The 2813-nt window shown below is 69.0% G+C and carries 2 protein-coding genes and 1 pseudogene; 2 read left to right on the forward strand and 1 reads right to left on the reverse strand.

Features of this window, described 5'->3' with window-relative positions; translation table 11 throughout:
• Both CVM52_RS24990 and dxs read left to right on the forward strand, forming a co-directional pair.
• Positions 1-436: polyprenyl synthetase family protein (locus tag CVM52_RS24990; RefSeq protein WP_205965031.1), on the forward strand; the 436-nt coding region annotated here is incomplete at its 5' end.
• 16 nt (positions 437-452) lie between these two features.
• Positions 453-2381, forward strand: coding sequence for a 1-deoxy-D-xylulose-5-phosphate synthase (dxs, locus tag CVM52_RS24995; RefSeq protein ID WP_100164982.1), 1929 nt, complete (start codon positions 453-455; stop codon positions 2379-2381).
• Between the two features lie 173 nt (positions 2382-2554).
• Here dxs and CVM52_RS25000 read toward each other — a convergent pair.
• Positions 2555-2813, reverse strand: a pseudogene (locus CVM52_RS25000) (penicillin-binding protein 1C); the annotation flags it as partial.

Raw genomic sequence — 2813 nt, forward strand, 5'->3', positions numbered from 1 at the left:
GGCGCGCGGCATGGTGCTGGGCCAGGCGCTGGACATCGCGGCGGAAACCGCCACCGCGCCGCTGACGCTGGAGCAGATCACCGCACTGCAGGCGGGCAAGACCGGCGCGTTGATCGAATGGGCGGCGGTGGCCGGCGCACGGCTGGCCGGGGCCGAGACCGGGCCGCTTTCGGATTATGCCCGCTGCCTGGGCCTGGCGTTCCAGATCGCCGATGACATCCTCGACGTGGCCGGCGACCCCGAGAAAACCGGCAAGCGGCTGCAGAAAGACGCGGCGGCGGGCAAGGCGACCTTTGTTTCGCTGCTGGGGCTGGAGGGGGCGACGGCGCGCGCCACCGAACTGGCCGAGGCCGCCTGCGACGCCTTGGCGCCCTATGGCGACCGGGCCGACTGCTTGCGCCAGGCGGCGCGTTTCGTTATTTCCCGCGACAACTGAAGGCAAGGAGCCGCCAGTGACCGACCGCCCCGCCACACCCCTGCTTGACCGGATCCGCCGCCCCGCCGACATGAAGGGGCTGAGCGACAGCCAGCTGGTGCAGCTTGCCCACGAATTGCGGGCCGAGACGATCTCGGCGGTTTCCGTCACCGGCGGGCATCTGGGCGCCGGGTTGGGCGTGGTCGAACTGACCGTGGCGCTGCACGCGATCTTTGACACGCCGCGCGACAAGCTGATCTGGGATGTCGGTCACCAGTGTTATCCGCACAAGATCCTGACCGAACGCCGCGACCGCATCCGCACGCTGCGGATGAAGGACGGGTTGAGCGGTTTTACCAAGCGGGCGGAAAGCCCCTATGACCCGTTCGGGGCGGCGCATTCCAGCACCTCGATCAGCGCCGCGCTGGGCTATGCGGTGGCGCGCGACCTGGGCGGGGTGACGCCCGAGGGGATCGGCGACGTGGTGGCGGTGATCGGCGACGGCGCGATGAGCGCCGGCATGGCCTTCGAGGCGATGAACAATGCCGGCGATCTGGGCAAGCGGATGATCGTCATCCTGAACGACAACGAAATGAGCATCGCGCCCCCGGTCGGGGCGCTGTCGTCGTACCTGTCGCGGCTCTATGCCGAGGAGCCGTTCCAGCACCTGAAAGACGCGGCCAAGGGCGCGGTGTCGCTGTTGCCGGAACCGTTCCGCGAGGGCGCCAAGCGGGCCAAGGACATGCTGAAGGGCATGGCGGTGGGCGGCACCCTGTTCGAGGCGCTGGGGTTTTCCTATCTCGGGCCGATCGACGGGCATGACCTGCATCAGCTGTTGCCGGTGCTGCGCACGGTCCGGGCGCGGGCACATGGCCCGGTGCTGATCCATGTGCTGACGCGCAAGGGCAAGGGCTATCGCCCGGCCGAACAGGCGCGCGACAAGGGCCATGCCACTGCCAAGTTCGACATGGTCACCGGCGAGCAGAAAAAGGCGCCGTCGAACGCGCCCAGCTTTACCGGCGTCTTCGGCAAGGAACTGCTGCGGCTGGCCGGCGAGGATGACAAGATCTGCGCGGTGACCGCGGCGATGCCGGATGGCACCGGGCTGAACCTGTTTGCCGAACGCTATCCCAGCCGCTGTTTCGATGTCGGCATCGCCGAACAGCATGGCGTGACCTTTGCCGCGGCGCTGGCCGCCGGCGGGATGAAACCGTTCTGCGCGATCTATTCCACCTTCCTGCAGCGCGGCTATGACCAGGTGGTGCATGACGTGGCGATCCAGCGGCTGCCGGTGCGGTTTGCCATCGACCGCGCCGGGCTGGTCGGGGCCGACGGCGCCACCCATGCCGGCAGCTATGACATCGCCTTCCTAGCCAACCTGCCCGGTTTCGTGGTGATGGCAGCGGCGGACGAGGCCGAGCTGAAACATATGGTGGCCACCGCGGCGGCGCATGAGGATGGGCCGATCGCCTTCCGCTATCCGCGCGGCGAGGGCACCGGGGTGGAGATGCCCGAGGCCGGCGCGGTGCTGGAGATCGGCAAGGGCCGGATCATCCGCGAAGGCGGCCGGGTGGCGATTTTGTCCTACGGCGCGCGGCTGGCCGAGGCGGAAAAGGCCGCCGAGGCGCTGGCGGCGCGCGGCATCACCCCGACGGTGGCCGATGCCCGATTTGCCAAGCCGCTGGACCGGGAGTTGATCCTGGCTCTGGCAGCCGAACACGAGGCGCTGATCACGCTGGAGGAAGGCGCGGTTGGCGGCTTTGGCAGCCATGTGGCGCAGTTGCTGGCGGAAGAAGGCGTGTTCGATACCGGGCTGAAATTCCGCTCGATGGTGTTTCCCGACATCTTCATCGACCAGGCCAGCCCGGCGGATATGTACGCGGTGGCCGGCATGGACGCCGCCCGGATCGAAGCCAAGGTGCTGGACCTGCTGGGCGTGGCCCGCCTGGGCGAGAAGCGGGCCTGACGGGATTGGCGCCGGATCGGGCCCCCCCATCCGGCGGCGGATTTTCGACATCGAGGACCGCGCCCGACCGCGGGTGGGCGGTCGGGTGCTGCGGGGGCACTTCGTGCCTTTGTTCCGGGCAAGGCGTCTTTCTACCATGAGGTAAGATGAGGCCTCACCCCGCCCCTGCCGGGTCAATCCAGCCACACCGTCACCCGGTCAGAGCGGCCGTTGCGATCCACCACCACCAGCGTGGAAAAGCCGGCACCGGGATAGGGCAGTTCGACCTCGCGCGCGTGCTGTCCGGTGAGGGCGGGACTGCCATTGGCGATCACCGAGAACGGCGCGGCGCCGCCGCTGAGCTTGACCGTCACCGGCGCGCCATCGGCAGCGAGCCGGGCGCCATCGGGCGGGAAGGTCAGGCGCAACGCGGCACCCGGCGCCTCGAAGCTG

The organism is Pseudooceanicola lipolyticus, assembly GCF_002786325.1.
In the GTDB taxonomy this organism is placed as follows: domain Bacteria; phylum Pseudomonadota; class Alphaproteobacteria; order Rhodobacterales; family Rhodobacteraceae; genus Pseudooceanicola_C; species Pseudooceanicola_C lipolyticus.